Consider the following 19,658-nt stretch of genomic DNA (forward strand, 5'->3'; position numbering starts at 1 on the left):
GGCTTCACTATTCCTTGCAATGGAACAAAAGATGGCCCTGGACCGTTTCGATACCATGCGATTGTTCGTCCGCATCGTGGAACGGAGAAGCTTCACGCTCGCCGCGACGGACCTCGACCTGCCGCGGTCGACGGTTACGCAGGCGATCAAGCGTCTCGAGGCCAGACTCGGCGTCCGCCTGCTCCAGCGAACCACCCGACATGTCAGTCCGACGCTGGATGGGGAGGCTTACCATCGCCGCTGCGTATCGATCCTCGCCGACGTGGAGGATGCGGAGGCGGCCTTCGTGGACGCTCGCCCGGCCGGTCTATTGCGCGTGGACGTACACGGCACCCTCGCCCGCCACTTCGTCCTTCCGTCGCTGCCGGAGTTCCTGGCCCGTTATCCCGCACTGAAGATCCACGTGGGCGAAGGCGACCGGTGGGTGGATCTCGTTCGCGAAGGGGTGGACTGCGTTTTACGTGTCGGCGATCTGAGCGACAGCACGATGGTGGGACGCCGCATCGCCTGGCTGGACGAGGTGACGTGCGCCAGCCCCGGATATCTCGAAAGACACGGTGGCATGCCCTCGTCTCCGGACGATCTCGCCGGGCATGAGGCCATCGGCTTCCTGTCGACGTCGACGGGAGCAACGCTGCCCCTGGAATTCGTCGTCGGCGACGACGTGCGGCACGTCACCTTGCCATCGACGGTCACGGTGACGGGCGCGGAGACGAATCTGACACTCGCGCGGCTGGGGCTGGGCCTGATTCAGGTGCCGAGATACCACGTGGCCGCTGACCTCGCGGCCGGCACGCTCGTCGAAGTACTGAAAGCGTTTCCGCCGACACCGTCGCCGGTATCTCTGCTCTACCCGCACAACCGGCAGCTGTCGCCGCGGGTGCGCGTGTTCATCGACTGGCTGGCGGTGACCTTCGCCCGGCACGCGGGCGAAGGGGTGAGACCGATCTGAGCCAGGCTCAGTTCTTCAGCGGGACGGTTTCGAACCCAGCCTGCGGCGCCGTGTTGTTGTTCTGCGGCGGAGGCGGCGGCGGGTTGTTGGCACGGCCCGGACCGGCACCGCGAGGCCCACACGAATACGCGCCCCACTCCTGCGAACCACCGTTCGGATCGCCGAGCGGCTTGACGGTATCCGCGCCCATCTTCGCGGCTTCGTTGCGTGCGAGCACTTCGAGTTCGTCGCGGACCTTCAGGTCGTTGCGATCGATGGGGCCGACACGACTCTGTACGGAGACGGTGACCTTGCCCTGATCGCGGCAGCTGGACACGTCGCCGTTCCAGGCGGTGCGGACATTGCGCGCGCTGTCATCGAGCTTGATGCCCCACGTGCAGGCCGAAAGGGCGAGCGGGATGAGGAGGACAAGGGCCTTGCGCATGGTAGAGCTCCGGAAGATCGTTCGATGGGTATGCTAGCCGGATGGAAGCGAGGGCGCGATCTTCTTCGATCGCGCCCTCGCGCCCGGTCACTTTTTCGAGGGGGCCGGTTTGGACCTGGCCGCCCTGGCAGGCACGGTGTCCTTCGCGGGCGCGCCATCGGCATCGATCACGTGCACTTCGCCGAGGTTCAGCGCACGCACCGGGGCCTCGATCTTGCGCAGATCGCCGACGATCACCCAGGTCAGCGCGTCCGGATGGATCACGGCTGACAAGGCGTCTTCGGCGTCCTTGCGGTCGACGCCTTCGATACGCGACTTCAGCGTCTGCACGTAGTCGTCCGGACGGTCGTAAATCAGGATGCCCGTGATCGCCCCCAGAACGGCCGAGGTGGTCTCGAAGCTACCGGGCAGCGCACGAACACGCTGCGCGCGGATCTTATCGATTTCCTCGTCGGTCAGCGGCTTCGGTCCGATAACGGCCTTTGCCTCCTTGAGGATTTCCGCAGCGGACTCGGCGGTCTTATCGGTCTGCACCGGCGCGTAGAACAACAGCGGGCGCTGACCCTGAGCGTCGGAAAGCATGCTGCCCGCACCATAAGCCCAACGCTTCTCCTCACGCAGGTTCATGTTGAGGCGCGAGGTGAACGTGCCACCGAAGGCACCATTGGCGATGCCGAGGTCGAGCGCGTTCTTCGCCTTGGTCGACGGCGCCAGCAGACCCGCCAGGATCAGCGACTGTGGGGCGTCGGTCCGGTTGATCAGGAAGACGCGCGGCCTGGGCTGCGCGGCGACTTCGCCGATGTTCTTCTTCGGCAGCGCGGTGGACGGCGCCTGCCAGTCGCCAAAGACAGCATCGAGTTTTGGCAGGATGTCGGCAAGCGTCGTGTCGCCGGCGACGACGATGCGCACGTTGTCGGGGCGCAGGTAGTCGCGCTGGAATGCGGCGAGATCATCGGCGGTGAGCGAAGCGATGGCCTTTTCGGTGCCGCTACCGGTGAACGGAATACCGTACGCGTGATCCTTGCCGTAAAGCAGCGGCGGCAGGGTGCGCAGTGCGAGTCCGGTCGGCTCGGTTTTCTCCTGCGCGATGCCCGCGATCCACTGGCCGCGCACGCGCTCGATGTCATCCGCCTTGAACGCCGGATTGCGCGTGATGTCGGCGAACAGCGCCAGCGACGGCGTGAGGTCGGTGTTCAGCGCGTTGAGGCCGACGCTGCAGTTATCGAGCGAGCAGCTGGACGACACGATGGCGCCGAGACGCTCCTTGCGGCGCGCGACCTCCACGGAATCGAGCGACTTCGTGCTCTCTTCCAGCAGGGCGGAGGTGAAGCTCGCCGTGCCCAGCTTACGGCCCTGATCCGCCGCGTAGCCGGCATTGAACAGAAGCTGCACCTGAGTGACCGGCACCGTGTGGCGCTCGGCAAGCACGACTTCGATGCCGTTCTTCAGCTTGCCGCGCTGCAGCTTCGGGAAGGACAGGTCGGGGAACGTGTCGACGGCGGGTACACCCGTGCTGCGGTCCACCTCGGACTTGCCGACGGTATACGTCTTCGCGGGGGGAGTGACGGCGGCCGGACGACCTTGCGCGTCGCCGAGACCCACCACGGCCTTGTCTTCGGCCGCGGGATCGAAACCCGGCGCGGCAGGCAGCACGGTCAGCGTGTAGTCGCCCTTGGCCAGCCAGGTTTTCGACGCCGCCAGCACGGAGGCCGTCGTGGCTTTCTGCGCGCGCTCGAGATCCTTCTTATAGGCTTCGGGATCATTTCGGTAGACCTGGCCCTCGGCAAGGATGACCGCCTTGCCACCGAAACCGCCGACCTTTTCAAGACCGCGCACGAAGCCGGCACGATTGGCGACCTTGGCGCGGAGCAGTTCGTCGTCGGTCGGCCCCTTGGCCAGGTAGTCCTTCCAGACGTCGGCGACCGCCGCTTCGACCTTCGCCGGGTCGACGCCGTTTTTCACGTCGACCGTAAGCTGCACCTGACTGGCCAGGGCGAAAGGCGAAATACCCAGGCTCACGTCGTCCGCGATCTTGTCCTGGTAGACGAGGCGCTGGTACAGCCGTGAGGTCTTGCCGCCACCGAGCACGGTCGTGGCAAGGTCGAGCTGCACGGCGTCGTCGGTGCCCAGCTGCGGCACGATCCACGTACGCACGATGCGCGTCTGCGCGACCTGGTCATGCTGGGTGCCCCGGGAGGATGTCTGCACCGGGGTGATCCACGCCTGCTGGCGAGGAACCGGCGGACCCGCCGGGATGTCACCGAAGTACTTCTCGGCCTTGGCCTTCGCCTGTGCCACCGTGATGTCGCCGGCGAGCACGAGGGTGGTGTTGGACGCGCCGTAGTAGTCGTGGAACCACTGCTTGACGTCGGCGAGCGAGGCCGCGTCGAGGTCGGCCATCGAGCCGATGGTGTCGTGGTGATACGGATGATTGGCCGGGAACGTGTTGACCAGGACGTTTTCGTCGACGCGGCCGTAGGGGCGGTTTTCGCCCTGGCGCTTTTCGTTCTGGACGACACCGCGCTGGGTATCCAGCTCCTTCTGGCCGATGGCGCCGAGCAGATGGCCCATGCGATCGGATTCCATCCACAGCGCCATGTCGACGGCGGTGGTCGGGACGGTCTCGAAATAGTTGGTGCGATCGAACCAGGTGGTGCCGTTCATGTCCGTGGCGCCGGCACGTTCGAAGGGCTGGAAGTAGGTGCCCTTACGGTTTTCCGACCCAGAGAACATCAGGTGTTCGAAGAGGTGCGCGAAGCCGGTCTTACCGGCCGGTTCGTCTGCCGAGCCCACGTGGTACCAGATGCTGACCGCGACGACGGGCGCCTTGTGGTCCTCATGCACGACCACTGTCAGCCCGTTGGGCAGCTGGAAACGGGTGTAGGGAATGTCGGGAATCGCATCGGGAGAGGTGGTGGCCGCGGCGGCGGCCCCGACGAAGGAGATCAGCCCGGCGGCGAGCAGGGCGAGGCGGTTCTTCATGCACGGCTCCAGTGGGCCTTCATGGCCCGGGTCCCGTGGAGGCTAGCCCGCGATGTCGTCCGGACGCAATCGGGCATGTCGGAGTGTGCGGACGGTGTCCGCTCGCACACGGTCAGTGTCCGCGGACAGGCATCCGTTTCGGAACGACCTGACAAACCTCATGCGAATCAGCTGATTGCGCGCCCTTAAAGACTGGCACGGCGTTTGCGTTACTAGTCATGCCCCGCCGGACGGCCTTTCGCTCCGGCAACACTGAGGACGACACCATGAAATACGAAATGCTGATGCTCCGCGCCCTGCTCGCCACGTCGATGTTCGTCTGTGGCCTGACTCTGTTCCAGATGGTCTGACCCAAGAAAACCCGTACCCGGAGCCACCGCCATGCAACACGAACTGCTCATCCTGCGCACCCTGCTCGTCGCTTCCCTGCTGGTCTGCGGCCTGATTGTCGGCAACATGCTTACGTACACCGGCGCGCCGATCCAGCTGGCTGCGACCAGCCAGATGAACCCCGTCGCGACGACCGCGTGCGTATCGGGCGAGGATGCCGCCGCGTGCCCACCGCCGGCGGCATAATGGGGGCATGCCCCACGTCATCCTGTTCCGACCCGAGATTCCGCCCAATACGGGCAATGTGATTCGTCTGTGCGCCAACACCGGCGCGACCCTGCACCTGATACGACCGCTCGGCTTCGAGCTGGACGATGCCCGGCTGCGCCGAGCCGGACTGGATTACCACGAGTTCGCCAGCGTCGCGGTCCATGACGACCTCGACGCCTGTCTGGATGCCATCGGCCGGCCGCGTGTCTTCGCCTTCTCGACCCGGGGGCGCCAGCTTCATACCGACGTCGCCTTCGGGATGACCGACGCACTGCTCTTCGGCTGTGAAACGGCCGGCCTGCCCGACGACGTACTCGACGCGATTCCGGAGGCGCAGCGCGTGCGCCTGCCCATGCGTCCGGGCAATCGCAGCCTCAATCTGTCCAACGCGGTCGCGGTCGCCGTGTTCGAAGCGTGGCGTCAGGCGGGTTTCGACGGCGCGGGCTGACCCGCGCAAGCTACAATCGGGGCATGACCCCCGAACGACCCTCCGCCGACGCCGGCCCGAACCGCTTCCTGCCCCGTCCGCTGCGCGTGCTGGCCGGACGCGCCATGGAGACCGCACTCAACCGCGCGGTCGACCTCGATCCCGACACCCGTGCCCGTCTCGACGCGCTCGATGGCCGCAGTGTGCAGGTGCATCTCGCCGGCCCCGAACTGGGTATCCGCATTACGGTGGAAAAGGGCCGCTTGCGCGTGGGACCGCCTGAAGACGGCGGCAGCCTGCGTGTCGTCGCCTCGCCCGGCAGTCTCCTCGCCATGGCCATGCGCCGTGATGACGACGGCGTGGCGCCCGGTAAGGTGGACATCGCCGGCGATGCCGAACTCGCTCGCCGCCTGGAGCGGCTCGCGCGCCAGTACGCGCCGGATGTCGAGGAAGCTTTCGCGAAGACCTTCGGCGACCGGATCGGCGTCCCCCTGGCCAAAGCCCTCCGCGATGGACTCGCCCACGCGCGCGACACGGTGTCGCACCTGACCGAGGACGGCGCCGACTGGCTTCGTGACGAAGGCAGGGTCGCGGTGGCGCCGGGCGAGATGGATATCTTCCTCGACGGGGTCGATACGGTCCGCGAACGCGCCGAGCGCGCGGAGGCCCGGCTTGCCCGACTCGAGCGTGCCCTGAAGGAGCGACATTCATGACGCCGCTGCGCCTTGCTCCACGCCTGCTGCGTGTCGCCGCCATCCTGCTCAAGTACCAGCTCGACGAAGTGATCGAGGGCGCGCATATCTACCGCCCGCTCAAGCTGCTGCGCCCACTGTTTCCCGGGCCGGCCGCCGACACCCGCGGCATGTCGCGCGGCGCGCGGTTGCGTCTCGCTCTGACCGAACTCGGCCCGATCTTCGTCAAGGCCGGCCAGGTGCTGTCGACACGGCGCGATCTGGTGCCGCCGGACATCGCCGACGAACTCGCGCTGTTGCAGGATCAGGTGCCGCCTTTCCCCGGCGCCGAGGCACGCGCGATCGTCGAGCGCGAATTGCGTGCGCCGGTCGCGACACTGTTCGCCAGCTTCGACGAGAACGCACTGGCGTCCGCCTCCATCGCCCAGGTGCACGCGGCCACGCTGCACGACGGCCGCGAGGTGGTGCTCAAAGTGTTGCGCCCCGGTATCGACAAGCGGATTGCCCGCGACATCGACCTGCTCCATGCACTCGGTGAGCTCGCCCAGCGCTGGCACCCGGCCGCGGACAAGATCCGTCCGCTCGAGGTGGTGGCCGAGGTCGAGAAGATGCTCGAGAACGAGCTCGACCTGCAACGCGAAGGCGCCAGCGCCAGCCTGCTCCGGCGCAACTTCGCCAGCGGCATCGACTTGTATGTCCCGGAAGTGCACTGGGACTTCAGCACCCAGGGCGTGCTGACCCTCGAACGCGTGCGCGGCGTCAGCGCCGATGACGTCGTCGCGATCGATGCCGCCGGCCTCGATCGCAAGGCGCTCGCCGAGAAGGGCGTGCGATTGTTCTACGAGCAGGTCTTCCGCGACAACTTCTTCCACGCCGACGCCCACCCCGGCAATATCTGGGTCGACACCTCGCGTGTGGACGAGCCGCGATTCATCGCGCTCGACTTCGGCATCATGGGTTCGCTGCCCGAGGCCGACCAATACTGGCTCGCCGAAAACTTCATCGCCCTGTTCGAGCGCGACTACGCGCGCATCGCGCAGCTGCATGTCGCCGCCGGCTGGATGCCGTCGACCATTCGGCTGGATGAGCTCGAGGCCGCTGTGCGCACGGTCTGCGAGCCCTACTTCACACGCCCGCTGTCGCAGATATCCATCGCCGAGCTGGTGGTGAAGCTCTTCCAGACCGCGCGTCGCTTCGAGCTCACGCTGCAGCCACAGCTGATCCTGCTGCAGAAGACGTTGCTCAATATCGAAGGCGTCGGTCGCATGCTCGACCCCGAGATCGATATCTGGGCCGTCGCTCACCCGGTGCTTCGCCGGATCCTGCGCGAGCGCTACAGCGTGCGGGCTACCCTGCGCGACGTGCGTCGTCGCCTGCCGGAATGGATCCATACGGCGCCGCGCGTGCCCGAGCTGGTGCGCGACGCGCTGCGTCAGGTCGCCAGCGGCGAACGCCGCGAGATAGCGGACCCGATCGCTCTCGCCCTGGCACGCGACGATGCGAGACGCATGCGGCGCCTGATCGCCTGCGGCCTGCTCGGCGCTACGCTGCTGATCTGTGCGGCCCTGATCGGTACGTTGTCGTCGCGTGGCATGTGGCCGGCGATCGCCGCCGCCGTGGTGGGTGTCGCCGCATTCATCGCGGGCTGGCCGCGCCGGGTGCCCTGACCGACGTGCTCGAGATCCTCTATCAGGACGACGACATCGTCGCCATCAACAAACCCGCGAACCTCGCCGTACACCGGTCGAAGTTCGTCGGGCCGGACGATGCGTTTCTGATCGACATGCTCCGTGAGCAAGTCGATGGGCCGCTGCACCTGGCGCACCGACTGGATCGCGCCACGTCGGGTGTCCTGCTCGTGGCACGCTCGCCGGAAGTCGCCGCCCAGCTTGGCGAACAGTTCATGGGCCGCAGTGTCCGTAAGCGCTACCTCGCCGTGGTGCGCGGCTGGCCCGATCCGGCGGAAGGCACCATCGACTACCCGTTGCCAGGCTCGAAGGACACGGGTCCACGACGCGAGGCCAGTACGGACTACCGGCAACTGGCCACGACGGAAGTCGACATTCCGCTGGGCCGTTACGAGAAACAGCGATACGCCCTCGTGCTCGCCGAGCCACGGACCGGCCGCTTCCGACAGATCCGCAAGCACTTCGCCCACATCCATCATCCGTTGGTGGGCGACAGCCAGCACGGACGCGGCGACCACAATCGCCTGTTCAAGCAGCACTTCGCATCGCATCGCCTGCTGCTGCACGCCGCGGCGCTCGAGTTCGTGCATCCCACCGCGATTCGCCCGATGTGCATCGAGGCGAGTCTGGACGACACCTGGCTGCGCCTGATCGAACGCTTCGCCTGGCGGGATGCCTACGCCTGGCCTGCGGCAGCGCACGACGGGATTTAGCGGGCCGGCTGCTAGAATCCGCAGCCATCATGCTTATCGTCACCGCCTCCATTGCGATTCCCGATGCCGAACTGATCGAGCGCTTCACGCGCGCGGACGGCCCCGGAGGACAGCACGTCAACCGAACCGAGAGCGCGGTCGAACTGCGCTTCGACGTCGCGTCGTCGCCGTCGCTGCCCGACGCGGTTCGCGAGCGCCTGCTTGCCCGTGGCGACCGCCGGATCACGGATGCCGGCGTGCTGGTGATCCAGGCCCGGCGTTTCCGCGAGCAGGCGCGCAACCGAGATGACGCCCGCGACCGTCTTGCCGAGATCATTCGCGCTGCGACAGTCGTGGCGAAGAAGCGCGTTGCCACCAAGCCGACCCGCGCCTCGAAAGAACGCCGTCTCGCGGGCAAGACCCAGCGCAGCCAGACCAAGAAAGGTCGTTCCACCAAGTGGAGCGCCGAGTGACCCTCCCTCCCCTGGATGGCATTCCCGTACTCGGCCCGAACATTCCGCAGCTGCCCGTGTCCCGCTGGATGCGCATCTGCCGGTGGGTGATCAAGCGCAGCGGATGGCGTGTCGTCGGCGACATGCCGAACCTGCCCAAAGTCATTCTCATCGGCGCACCGCACTCGTCGTACTGGGACGGTGTGTGGGGCTTGCTGGTGAAGTCGGCCATGGGCATGGACGTCGGGGTGATGATCAAGCGTGAAGTCCTCAACGGGCCGTTGGGTCCTGTGGTGCGCAGGCTCGGCATGATTCCCATCGATCGTTCCGCGGCCACCAATGTCGTCGACCAGATGGTCAAGCGCTTTGCCGAGCACGAGAAGATGTGGGTCGCCATTGCGCCCGAGGGCACGCGTAAGCCCGTCAAGCAATGGAAGTCGGGATTTCTGCGTATCGCGCGAGCCGCCGGCGTGCCTATCCAGACGGTGTTCATCGATTACCCGACGAAGACATTCACCGTGGGACCGCTGGTCCATGCCTCGGGTGATATGGAAGCGGACATGACGCGCATCCGCGCCATGTTCGCGGGGTATCGCGGGAAGCATCGCGGGGTGTGAAGCGTGACGATCACCCGATGCCGTAGGACAGGCGCACGAGGTAATCGAGTGGGGTGTGGTTGATATTTTTTACGCGGAGGCGGTAGGTACCGGGCGGGAGTCGCGCAAGGTTGACCGAGATGCCTTCGGCGCGGGGACGCCATTCACCGTCCTGAAACTGCTCGAACGACAGGTAGCCTCGTCCGGCGGAAGCCATCACCGATCCCGTGCATCCAGTGCGCCACTCCCGGACGACCGCGAACTGTTGGCTCTGCAGCCTTCCACTAAGCCCTTCCAACCTCGTGTAGATCTGGCACGTACCCGCTGGCACGCCACGGGACCCCGCTTGCGCGGCGAGTGCGGCGGCAGACAGAAGTCCGAACGCAATGAGTACCACTACCTTCTTTTGATGACGCATAGATATTCCTTGGCGACGCGCAGAACCGCGCTTCGGCAAGGTATGCGGTATCGACGACCTCAAACGGCGATCTGACGGCAGTCAGGCGGCGAGACGACACGATGTTCGTCGGCAGCTCACGAGGTCGACTTACCCACACACTTCGCGCCAGTCACCTGCGCGTCCACGCGAACCAAACTGACATCGATTTTCCGACGCCAGCTGCATTCTCGTGCTAAAGAAGGGAGATCAACATGCAAATCGCGAATCGCACTCATGGCCCGCATCTGACACAGCAAGATCCCAATATCGTTCGCGGCCATGTCCAGCGAATCGGCACCGGGCGATTCAACACAGGCACCGCGACAGACGCTCTGCGTCGTCTTAAACCTGAGACGCAAGAGCTGATTCGCGATCTCGATCTGACGCATGCGACTCCCCGCCAGCTAAATTCCATTACAGCTCGACTGTTCTGGGAGGGAGCGATCGACATCGAGGGCGAGGATACGCTCGCGGCCATGGGCTATGACCGGGGGATCGATACGCCGTTCGATGTCATGGAACGGCTCAATGGCCACCTTTCATACGTTAGGAATTCGACGTCCGGAATCGACTGGACCGATACCATTCGCATCTATGAGAAAGGGATGGAACTGGCCACCGGCTTGCGCGACATGATCCGCGCGTTGCACCCCGAGCGGAGCATCGACACCTACGCATGAGTGTCAGCGTTCCGAATGCCCCGATTCATCGTAATCACGATGGGTCAGCAGACCGGGTCGAATAAGATCGATGAAGGCGCGTGCTTCAGGACTGAGAAATTTTCCTTTACGCATCACAACCCCATAGCTGCGCTGCGGGAAATACTGCCGCAGGTTTCGCACAGCAAGCTTCTCGCGATCCGCTTCCGTGATGCAGATGCCGGTGACGATGGAGATACCCAGACCCATCGCGACGTACTGCTTGATCACGTCCCAGCCACCGACTTCAATCGCGACGGTGTAAGGCACATGCCGTTGCTGGAAAACCATATCGACCAGGCGAAATGTCGTAAGCCGCTGCGGCGGCAGGATCAGCCCATAGGGAGAAAGATCTTCAAGCCGAATCTCCGACTTCGCAGCCAGCGGATGATCGGGCGGCATGATCAACATCGGGTCGTAGTGATAGACCGGCGCCCATGCGATGTCGTTGGGCACGTCGAGCATCGAGCCAATCGCGATATCGGCGTCGTCGGCACGAAGCAGCGCGAGGCCATCCTTACCCGTAACGTTTGCGAGCTGGAGTTGTACGGACGGATACCGCTCCCGGTACGCCTTCACGAGCTCGGGCAGCAGGTACTGGATGGTCGAGGATCCCGCCGCCACGGTCAGCTTGCCTGATTGCGCACCCCGCGTTTTCTTCTGGAATTCCCGGTCGAGGTTCTCGAAGCCTTCCACCAGTGGACGGGCCATCTCATAGAGGGCTTCGCCGGCGTCGGTCAGGGTGACGCGACGTCGTGTGCGCTCGAGGAGGGGCATACCCATCTCGCGCTCGAGCGCCTTGAGCTGCAGGCTCACTGAAGGCTGAGACAGGAATAAAGCCTCAGCAGCGCGGCTCAGCGTGCCCAGGCGGGTGGTGTAGACGAAGGCACGCAGCTGCTTCAGACGATTGCCCTTGTAGTAAAAGCGGCTCGTGGCATCGGGGCTCTCGCGGCCTTTCGTCCGTGTCGGAGCCGGCTTCGATGAGCGTCTGGCTCGCACAACCGTCTTCTTATCCGACATTTTCTTCCGATATTTCCGCGAGATACGTACTACATTAACATATTTAATATTGATCTTTGAAACATATGCTTTGTCAAAAGCATAGCCCCGGGCATAGCTTCAACTCCAGACCCGCATCCCGAGGCACGGACCCATGGCAGTTCCAAAGAGCGCGATCGATCCCCTCTCCGGCGTCCGCTTCGGTGACGGCCGCGACACCTACAGCGACATCCTGACGCCGGATGCCATCGCCTTCGTGGCGGGGCTGCACCGCCGGTTCGATGGCCATCGCCTGAGCCTTCTGGCTGAGCGGACGGCACGCCAACAACGCTACGACGCGGGCGAACTCCCCGACTTCCGCACCGATACGACGGCGATCCGCGATGGCGACTGGGCCGTCGGCCCGATCCCGGATGCCCTGATGGACCGCCGGGTCGAGATCACCGGTCCGGTCGAGCGGAAGATGATCATCAACGCCCTGAACTCGGGCGCGAAGGTGTTCATGGCCGACTTCGAGGACTCGAGCGCGCCGACCTGGGCCAACCAGATGGAAGGGCAGCGCAACCTCCGCGATGCGGTGAACGGCAGCATCGAGTTCACGAACGGCGAGGGTAAGGTCTATCGCGTCGGCAAGGATCCCGCGGTGCTGGTGATCCGCCCGCGCGGCTGGCACCTGCCGGAGCGCCATGCCGAGGTTGACGGTGACGTGGTCGCCGGTGCGCTCGTCGACTTCGGGCTCTATGCGTTCCACAACGCCGCCGCGCTGCACGAACGCGATCGCGGCCCGTACTTCTACCTGCCAAAGCTGCAGAGCATGGAAGAAGCCGCATTATGGGAATCGGTGATGACCTATGCGGAGGAGCAGCTCGGCCTGCCCCACGGATCGATGAAGGCCACCGTGCTCATCGAAACCCTCCCCGCCGTGTTCCAGATGGACGAAATCCTGCACGCGCTGCGTGCCCGCATCGTCGGGCTGAACTGCGGCCGCTGGGACTACATCTTTTCTTACCTGAAGACGTTCCGCGCCCATGCCGACCGGCTGCTCCCGGAGCGTGGCCAGGTCACCATGACCGTGCCCTTTCTCAAGGCGTATTCCGAACTGCTGATCCGGACGTGTCATCGCCGCGGCGCGTTCGCGATGGGCGGCATGGCGGCGCAGATTCCGATCCGCGGCGACGACGCCGCGAACGACGCTGCGATGGCCAAGGTCCGCGCCGACAAGCTGCGCGAAGTGACCGCGGGACACGATGGCACCTGGGTCGCCCATCCAGCGCTCGTCCCCATCGCGATGGAAATCTTCGATGAACACATGCCGACGTCGAACCAGCTGCATGTGACACGCGACGACGTGACCGTTTCGCGTGACGCGCTCATCGCGCCCGCCATCGGTACGGTCACCCGCTCCGGCTTCGACAATAACGTCGAGGTTTGCCTTCGCTATACGGCGGCGTGGCTTGAAGGCCTCGGCTGCGTACCGATTCACAACCTCATGGAAGACGCCGCCACCGCGGAGATCGCCCGCGCGCAGCTCTGGCAATGGCTGCATCACGGACCGGTCGAGTTTAGCGACCACGCACACATCGACTTCGGCCTCTTCGACCAGGCACTTGCGGCCCATGCGCACCGCCTTCGCGGCAGCGACCTGCCCGGCGCATCGCGCGCCGATGATGCGGCCCGCCTGATTTCCGCACTGACTCACGCCGACGAACTACGCGACTTCCTCACCCTTCCCGCTTACGAACACCTGTCCTGACCGACCTCTCGAAGGAGCCTTACGATGAAGACGCATAACGCCGAGCACATCACGCTGGACTGGACCAACAACGAACGCTGGAAGGGCGTCGAGCGCCCCTACGCCGCCGAGGACGTGGTGAAGCTGCGTGGCACGGTCCAGGTTGAGCACACGCTCGCCCGCCGCGGTGCCGATCGCCTGTGGCGCGCCATTCATGACACGCCTTACGTCAATGCGCTGGGCGCGCTCACGGGCAACCAGGCGATGCAGCAGGTGAAGGCCGGGCTCCAGGCCATCTACCTTTCAGGCTGGCAGGTCGCCGCCGATGCGAACACGGCCGGGGCGATGTATCCCGACCAGTCGCTCTATCCGGTCGACTCGGTGCCTAACGTCGTCCGCAAGATCAACAAAACGCTGCTGCGCGCGGACCAGATTCATCACGCCGAGGGCAAGGATGGTCTCGATTGGCTGGTGCCGATCGTCGCGGACGCCGAGGCGGGCTTCGGTGGCGTACTCAATGCGTACGAGCTGATGACGCACATGATCGAGGCGGGCGCCGCCGGCGTGCATTTCGAAGACCAGCTAGCCAGTGCGAAGAAGTGCGGCCACATGGGTGGCAAGGTGCTCGTGCCGACACAGGAAGCCGTGCAGAAGCTGATCGCCGCACGACTGGCGGCCGACGTCGCCGGTGTGCCGACGCTGATCGTCGCGCGTACGGATGCGATGGGTGCCGCACTGGTTACCTCCGATGTGGACGACTACGACAAGCCTTTCCTCACCGGCAAACGCACCGTGGAAGGTTTTTACGAAGCGACGCAAGGCATCGATCAGGCGATCAGTCGCGGGCTGGCCTATGCACCTTATGCCGACCTGCTCTGGTGCGAGACCTCGACGCCCGATATGGAAGAAGCGCGCCGGTTCGCCGAGGCCATCCATGCGAAGTATCCGGGCAAGAAGCTGGCGTACAACTGCTCGCCGAGCTTCAACTGGAAGAAGAACCTCGACGAAAGGACGATCGCGACGTTCCAGAAGCAGCTGGGCGAACTTGGCTACGCCTTCCAGTTCATCACCCTGGCTGGCTTCCATGCGCTGAACTACTCGATGTTCCAGCTGGCACGTGGCTACAAGGATCGCCAGATGGCGGCCTATGTGGAACTGCAGGAGGCGGAGTTCGCCGCGGAGAAGGATGGCTATACGGCGGCGAAGCATCAGCGCGAGGTCGGCACCGGCTACTTCGACACGGTGAACCAGGTGATCTCAGGCTCGTTCAGTTCGCTCTCCGCGCTGAGCGGTTCGACGGAAGAACAGCAGTTTCATCCGGCCTCAGCGGCGTAACGCGTTCGACGCGAAGCGCTTTGCGCCTGGGCACGGCTGCGAAAGTATGTTCGCCGCCGTGCTCATATTCACTGATGGACCATGCGAACGCCGCCTCGCGTCGCGGCGGCGATCAGCGCTCGGGCGGCACCAGGGCGATCACCGTCCAGCCGGGCTTCGGCTCCAGCACTTTCTTGCCCGAAGCGATGCGAAGGTCGCCTTTCTCCTCGACCCCGAACAACGGCACCGTGCGCGAACCGTACTCTTCGATGAAATGCGGCCAGTCGAACGTCTCGGTCAGTCGCGTGGACTTGATTCGCCATCCCTCGTGCAGCAGTTCCGCGAAGCGCGCGTGCGTCATGTCTTCGGTGAACAACGCGGTGGCGACGAGACTCCCCGCCAGGGAGGCGCGACCGTGGCTTTCCTCGGGCGACAGGTTGCGCAGGCGGAATACCTTGTCGCGACCGAATTCCTCGCGATAGTGCACGCTGGCCAGCGAGTTCAGTTCGCGATGTGTCGATACGGCGAGCAGGTGGCCGATGCCCGCGAGATCGAGATTGCGATCCGCCGCCTGCGACGAAGGATTGCCGAAGAACGTCGACAGTCCCGCCATGCGCGCCGTGCGAATGCCGTTCCAGTCGTCGTCGGCGACGACGACACGCAGCCCCTCATTGGCGGCCAAGGCGCGCGCGATCTCCAGCGCGACGATGTCGGATCCGTAGATCAGCACGCCACGCGGTTCGGGATCGGCAACCTTGAGCCAGCGTGCCAGCGGACGCGCCGTCGCGCTCTGGAAGACCACCGTGCCGATGATCATCAGGAAGACGAGCGGCACCATCTTGTCGGCACCGGCCATGCCCGCCTTCTCCAGGCGAATGGCGAACAACGCCGACACGGATGCGGCGACGATGCCTCGCGGCGCGACCCAGGCGATCAATGCACGCTCACGCCACGACAGCCCGCCGCCAACGCTCGCCACCAGGACCGACAGCGGACGAATGACGAGCTGCGCGACGAAGAAGATCAGCACACCACCCAGCAGCGCGCCATCGGGAAGCGGCCAGTCCAGACGCGCCGCCAGCAGGATGAAGAGCATCGAGACCAGCAAGGTGGTCAGGTGCTCCTTGAAGTCCATGATGTCGTCGATGTGTACGTCACGCATGTTGCCCAGCGCGATACCCATGAGGGTCACCGCCAGCAGGCCCGACTCGTGTGCCACCGTGTTGGACAGCGTGAACGTAGCGAGCACCGCGGCCAGCGTGCCGAAGTTCTGCAGGTACTCGGGGATCCAGTGGCGACGCAGCAGGTTGCCGTGAATGAACGCGGCGACGCCACCGACGATCGCGCCACACGCGATCGTGCCGAGGAAGATCTGGATCGAGTGACCTTCGCGGTGCGAGACGATCGCTTCATAGACCAGCACCGCAAACAGGGCGCCGATCGGATCGATGATGATCCCCTCCCAGCGCAGGATGTTGGCGATACGGGCATTGGGCCGAACCGTGCGCAGCATGGGCGCGATCACGGTCGGGCCGGTCACGCAGGTCAGTGCGCCGAACAGCAGCGCCAGTTCCCAGCTGAGACCACCGATCCAGTGGGCCGCACCCGCCAGCATCAGCAGCGCGATGATCGCGCCGTAGCTGACGAGGCCACGGACCGCGTGCCCGATACCCTTCAGCTCGCTGAAGCGCAGGGTCAGGCTGCCTTCGAAAAGGATGACCGCCACCGCAAGCGATACAACCGGGAACAACAGGTCGCCCAGGACCTTGTCCGGGTGAAGGAGCCCGGTCACCGGGCCCGCCAGAATGCCTGCCAGCAGCAGGAAGAGGATGGCCGGAAGGCGTACCCGCCATGCTACCCACTGGCAGAGGAAGCCGATGCCAAGCATCAGTGTCAGCAGGATGCCGAGTTCGAGTCCCATGATTTTCCCTGTTCCAAAAAAGAAAACGGCCAGCGCCAGAGGCGGGCCGTCAAGAAGAGCATAGGGAATCGTTGGTGAAGATAAAGGCCGGGCCCCGGTGCTGGAGCGGGGGGAGGGAGGGGTATCCAGCACCGGAGCGGGGCAGACAGTCCATTAGAGAACCGCCTGGTACAGAATCATGCTCCTGGCCGGGGGATTCGTCAACTGGTCAGTACATGAAATAAGTCTTAATCGGCTCGGACATCAGCGTCAGGGCCACCGGCGGCTCTCCGGTAGCGTTTACTGAACGAGCTGAGCATGATGACGTCCCGGCCCGGGTCGTACCCACGACTCCCCTCCAACGTGACTAGGTCGCGCGGATCGCACTGGCCGGTTCGACGCGAGCCGCTCGGCGAGCTGGTATGAGGGTCGAGACCTGACTGAGCAAAACGACCAGCACGACGCCCACCATCACGTCCGTGACAGGAAGCCGTGGCATCTCGTAACGGGACATCAAAAGCATATTGAGGCCCACGGCAAGAATGATTCCCGTGGTCGCGCCACTGCCGACGATCAGAAGGTTTTCCAACTGAAAGTAGCCGAGGATGTTCCTTCGCGTTGCCCCAAGCGCGCGACGTATACCGATCTGCCGTTCGCGCTGATCAACCCAAAAGCTGGTAAGTCCGAAGACTCCCGCCGCCGTGACGCCCAGAAGGATCAGCGATATGCCGCCCATCAGCATCGCCATACCCAGATCGGCGCGGTAGGCCTGTTCGCGCACCGATGCATACGACTGGATACCGTCGTCCGCGATAACGCGCTGCGGATTGGCCTTGTACAACGCGCTGGACGCCGCTTGCATCGCAGCATCGAGCTGCCCGGCCTTGGCACGGATCGCATAGCGGGAGAAAGTCGAATTCATTCGGCTCGGCACCAGCAGGGAACTGTACGCGAAGCTCGTGCTGAACTCGCTGGTTCCCGGTGTCTGCAGGCGCTCCATGATGCCGACGATGGTCGCCGGAGCGGCGCCGCCATCCAGATAAACCCGCTGCCCCAACGCATTGGCGCCGGGGAAGAGTCGACCAGCGAGTTCGTTACTGACGATGATCGCAGACGGAGTGTTGGTGTCACCCAGCGCCTTGTGATCGATCTCACCGGCGTTGAAGGTTCGCCCTGCGATCAACCTGATGCCCAGCGTGGGCACCACCGATTCATCGACGAAATAGAAGCTGGCCTGGGCGTTCGGCTTCCGCTGGTCTGGCGTCAGAGCGACGCCACCGTTCCACGCTGCCGAGTTAAGCAGGGGCAACGAGTTGATCGGCGTGGCCGAGGCGACCTCGGGCACGCTGCGAAGCGTACTGAGGTCCTCGCGCTGCATCGTGTCGAGCCGCTGAAGTGCGTCGGGTCCGTCGGCGGCACCGCCGCCCACCCACTGCTGTGTGACGAGGAAAAGGTCCGACTCGGCCAATCCCGTCGGGCGCCCGATGCGCTCGATGCGCGAACCGATGATGAACACCGAATTGCAGACTATCGCGAGAGTCAGCGATATCTGCAGAACGATGAGTATCACTCCGGCTTTATGTCGGCGCAGCGCGGAGATCATGGGATGAATCGTCATGTGCCCCTCACTGCGACTTGAGTTGCCAGGTGGGTTGCACCAGCGCTGCCCGGAACGTCGGATACAGACCGGCCACCAGCGTCGATCCTAGCGCGAGGCCAAGAGTGAGCAGCAGCAAGCTTGGGTCGATACGTGCTAGCTGTGCGATGTCCACGGGCAACAGCCAGTGAACGCACGCGACACCGACGCCGGTGAGCGCGATGCCAAGCACCCCGCCGGCGAGGCCGATCATCCCCGCCTCGGTGAGAAACTGGGCGTAGATCGCATGGCGAGGCGCACCCAGCGCTCTGCGAACACCGATTTCACCGCTACGCCTGAGGAACCTGGCCAAAAGAAGTCCTGACGTATTGACAAGACAGACCACGAGCAAGCCAAGTGCCACCAGCAGTGACGCGCCCGTGTCCGCAGGCACCACATGCCGCGCATCCAACCACGCCGGGATGTCACGCAAGCGATTATTCGGCTCCCAGGTGACGGCGCCCGAATCGCGCAGCTGCCGTGCATACCCGTCGAGGTAAGCCATGTAGGCGGCGACGGAGCGCTCATCGTCCAGTTGCACCAGGTACGAAATCCAGACGCAATTCGAACGCGTCAGGCCCGCGATTCCCGACTCGGTGGGAGTTTTGCTGCAGCCAGTGTTGCCTGTAGTTTCGATGCCAGCCGCTATCGCCGTATTGAACGGGAGAAACGCGTCTTCGCGAGTTGTCGTGAAGCCACCCGTATTGACCACATCGAAGAAGCGCGGCTGCGGATCCCAGTGACCGACAACGCCGACGATTCGGTAGCTCCTTCCAGCCACCAGCAGGCTTTGACCTACGCTATTACGCCCCTGAAACAGCTTCCCGTTGAGCCGTTGGCTGATAACGATAACATTTGCACGCCGTTCATCGTCCTGAAGTGTCCAACCCGCCCCGTACAGGAAAGGCACATCGAGCATGGGAAAGAACTCGCTGCCCACGGCATGGCCGTCGATATTGACAGGGTGACTCGCCGCAGCCTCGGCTTGCACAGCGGGCGAAATCTTATACATCGGTGCTTGCGCGGTACCTCGATGCGCGCGGGTAAGCGCAACGGCGGTAGCGTAGTCGAGAGAGGACCGAGGCTCGCCATCCTTGTCACGCTCTGTCGGGCCCCAGGTATCGACCTGCGGGACGAAAATCCGCCCCGATTTCCACGGCATGGGATCGCCCGATACAGCCCGGTAAACAGAGAAGGTCGTCATCGAAGCGGCGACGCCAAAGGCTATGGCTAGCACCATCAATGCCGTCAGACCCGGGCTTCGCCGGAAACTCAAGAGTGCCAATTCAGTGTAGTAAGAGAACAAAGTGTCCGTCTCCTGGTTCCATCCACAGCACCGCACAGCATCTTCCAGACCGGTGCAGGCGACTCGCGTTGATTCAGTTGTCGAGGTAACGCGAGCTTAGCGAGCAACTAAAACACGCGCCCGCGTCAT

19 protein-coding genes are annotated in these 19,658 nt (G+C 64.3%); 12 read left to right on the plus strand and 7 right to left on the minus strand.

Annotated elements, in window-relative coordinates; all coding sequences use genetic code 11:
* Window positions 1-37 precede the first annotated feature (37 nt).
* Window positions 38-952, plus strand: coding sequence for a LysR family transcriptional regulator (locus FA85_RS08680; RefSeq protein WP_036116990.1), 915 nt, complete (start codon window positions 38-40; stop codon window positions 950-952).
* 7 nt (window positions 953-959) lie between these two features.
* Here the strand turns inward: FA85_RS08680 and FA85_RS08685 are convergent, their stop codons facing one another.
* On the minus strand, window positions 960-1,376 hold the full coding sequence (locus tag FA85_RS08685) for a DUF4156 domain-containing protein (RefSeq protein ID WP_036109595.1): 417 nt from the start codon (window positions 1,374-1,376) through the stop codon (window positions 960-962).
* Window positions 1,377-1,463: 87 nt separating this feature from the next.
* Window positions 1,464-4,358: a M16 family metallopeptidase gene (locus FA85_RS08690; protein ID WP_036109592.1), complete on the minus strand. Its 2,895-nt coding sequence runs from the start codon at window positions 4,356-4,358 to the stop codon at window positions 1,464-1,466.
* Between the two features lie 218 nt (window positions 4,359-4,576).
* Between FA85_RS08690 and FA85_RS22530 the strand changes: the two genes are divergently transcribed.
* Genes FA85_RS22530 through FA85_RS08725 form a run of 8 tightly spaced genes read left to right on the plus strand, consistent with a single transcriptional unit; the run spans window position 4,577 to window position 9,526 of the window.
* Window positions 4,577-4,708 carry a hypothetical protein gene (locus tag FA85_RS22530; RefSeq protein WP_255349725.1) on the plus strand — a complete coding sequence of 44 codons (132 nt, stop codon included), beginning with the start codon at window positions 4,577-4,579 and terminating at the stop codon, window positions 4,706-4,708.
* 31 nt (window positions 4,709-4,739) lie between these two features.
* The gene (locus FA85_RS08695) at window positions 4,740-4,934 is read left to right on the plus strand and encodes a hypothetical protein (protein WP_036109589.1); all 195 of its coding nucleotides are present in this window, start codon (window positions 4,740-4,742) and stop codon (window positions 4,932-4,934) included.
* A gap of 7 nt (window positions 4,935-4,941) precedes the next feature.
* Window positions 4,942-5,406: a tRNA (cytidine(34)-2'-O)-methyltransferase gene (locus tag FA85_RS08700; RefSeq protein ID WP_036109586.1), complete on the plus strand. Its 465-nt coding sequence runs from the start codon at window positions 4,942-4,944 to the stop codon at window positions 5,404-5,406.
* Window positions 5,407-5,429: 23 nt separating this feature from the next.
* The gene (locus tag FA85_RS08705; protein WP_036109583.1) at window positions 5,430-6,098 is read left to right on the plus strand and encodes a ubiquinone biosynthesis accessory factor UbiJ; all 669 of its coding nucleotides are present in this window, start codon (window positions 5,430-5,432) and stop codon (window positions 6,096-6,098) included.
* Window positions 6,095-7,744: a ubiquinone biosynthesis regulatory protein kinase UbiB gene (ubiB, locus tag FA85_RS08710; protein ID WP_036109579.1), complete on the plus strand. Its 1,650-nt coding sequence runs from the start codon at window positions 6,095-6,097 to the stop codon at window positions 7,742-7,744. Before FA85_RS08705 ends, ubiB begins: the two co-directional genes overlap by 4 nt.
* Window positions 7,745-7,749: 5 nt before the next feature.
* Window positions 7,750-8,478 carry a pseudouridine synthase gene (locus tag FA85_RS08715; protein WP_036116989.1) on the plus strand — a complete coding sequence of 243 codons (729 nt, stop codon included), beginning with the start codon at window positions 7,750-7,752 and terminating at the stop codon, window positions 8,476-8,478.
* Between the two features lie 29 nt (window positions 8,479-8,507).
* Complete coding sequence (arfB, locus tag FA85_RS08720) at window positions 8,508-8,930, plus strand: alternative ribosome rescue aminoacyl-tRNA hydrolase ArfB (RefSeq protein WP_036109575.1); 423 nt, start codon at window positions 8,508-8,510, stop codon at window positions 8,928-8,930.
* Entirely contained in the window at window positions 8,927-9,526 is a 600-nt protein-coding gene (locus FA85_RS08725; RefSeq protein ID WP_239709127.1) for a 1-acyl-sn-glycerol-3-phosphate acyltransferase, read from the plus strand. The genes arfB and FA85_RS08725 overlap by 4 nt, the downstream gene beginning before the upstream one ends.
* Window positions 9,527-9,536: 10 nt before the next feature.
* On the opposite strand, the gene FA85_RS08730 is transcribed toward FA85_RS08725, so the two are convergent.
* Window positions 9,537-9,722: a hypothetical protein gene (locus tag FA85_RS08730; protein ID WP_036109573.1), complete on the minus strand. Its 186-nt coding sequence runs from the start codon at window positions 9,720-9,722 to the stop codon at window positions 9,537-9,539.
* 434 nt (window positions 9,723-10,156) lie between these two features.
* Between FA85_RS08730 and FA85_RS08735 the strand changes: the two genes are divergently transcribed.
* On the plus strand, window positions 10,157-10,624 hold the full coding sequence (locus tag FA85_RS08735; protein ID WP_036109571.1) for a hypothetical protein: 468 nt from the start codon (window positions 10,157-10,159) through the stop codon (window positions 10,622-10,624).
* A 3-nt stretch (window positions 10,625-10,627) separates the two neighbouring features.
* Here the strand turns inward: FA85_RS08735 and FA85_RS08740 are convergent, their stop codons facing one another.
* Complete coding sequence (locus FA85_RS08740; protein ID WP_428977042.1) at window positions 10,628-11,641, minus strand: LysR family transcriptional regulator; 1,014 nt, start codon at window positions 11,639-11,641, stop codon at window positions 10,628-10,630.
* A 154-nt stretch (window positions 11,642-11,795) separates the two neighbouring features.
* Here FA85_RS08740 and aceB point away from each other — a divergent pair, with 154 nt between their 5' ends.
* A complete protein-coding gene (gene aceB / locus FA85_RS08745) occupies window positions 11,796-13,394 on the plus strand; it encodes a malate synthase A (RefSeq protein ID WP_036109568.1) in 1,599 nt (532 codons plus the stop codon).
* Window positions 13,395-13,418: 24 nt separating this feature from the next.
* A complete protein-coding gene (aceA, locus tag FA85_RS08750; protein WP_036109563.1) occupies window positions 13,419-14,708 on the plus strand; it encodes an isocitrate lyase in 1,290 nt (429 codons plus the stop codon).
* A gap of 112 nt (window positions 14,709-14,820) precedes the next feature.
* On the opposite strand, the gene FA85_RS08755 is transcribed toward aceA, so the two are convergent.
* The 3 genes from FA85_RS08755 to FA85_RS08765 all read right to left on the minus strand — a co-directional run bounded on the left by FA85_RS08755 (window position 14,821) and on the right by FA85_RS08765 (window position 19,529).
* A complete protein-coding gene (locus tag FA85_RS08755; RefSeq protein ID WP_036109561.1) occupies window positions 14,821-16,608 on the minus strand; it encodes a cation:proton antiporter in 1,788 nt (595 codons plus the stop codon).
* Between the two features lie 346 nt (window positions 16,609-16,954).
* The gene (locus FA85_RS08760) at window positions 16,955-18,205 is read right to left on the minus strand and encodes an ABC transporter permease (RefSeq protein WP_036109557.1); all 1,251 of its coding nucleotides are present in this window, start codon (window positions 18,203-18,205) and stop codon (window positions 16,955-16,957) included.
* 7 nt (window positions 18,206-18,212) lie between these two features.
* On the minus strand, window positions 18,213-19,529 hold the full coding sequence (locus FA85_RS08765) for an ABC transporter permease (RefSeq protein WP_036116987.1): 1,317 nt from the start codon (window positions 19,527-19,529) through the stop codon (window positions 18,213-18,215).
* Window positions 19,530-19,658: the final 129 nt, after the last annotated feature.

Origin of the sequence: Luteibacter mycovicinus, from assembly GCF_000745235.1 — a bacterium.
Lineage (GTDB): Bacteria > Pseudomonadota > Gammaproteobacteria > Xanthomonadales > Rhodanobacteraceae > Luteibacter > Luteibacter mycovicinus.